The organism is Solihabitans fulvus, from assembly GCF_008386585.1.
In the GTDB taxonomy this organism is placed as follows: domain Bacteria; phylum Actinomycetota; class Actinomycetes; order Mycobacteriales; family Pseudonocardiaceae; genus Solihabitans; species Solihabitans fulvus.
Map to the genome: position 1 here is coordinate 1 of NZ_VUOB01000180.1, position 219 is coordinate 219.

At 71.2% G+C, this 219-nt stretch carries 1 pseudogene; it reads right to left on the reverse strand.

What is annotated here, in order from left to right:
• Window positions 1-219: pseudogene (locus F0L68_RS41180) on the reverse strand (alpha/beta hydrolase); the annotation flags it as partial.

Consider the following 219-nt stretch of genomic DNA (forward strand, 5'->3'; position numbering starts at 1 on the left):
CGGCGAAGGTGGCCAGGCCGTGCGCGGCCATGTCGCGTTGGTAGGAGTACTGGCCGGGCTGGTACGGCAGGTCCCAGTAGGCGCTGTTGTAGGTGGCGCCGTGCAGCAACAGCTGCACGGTCGTCGACGGTGTGCCCGCCGGCGCGCAGTACTGGCCGTGCACCGTCATCGGCAGCAGGCCGGCGAGCACGGGCAGATCGGCGGTGGAGCACACCGCGT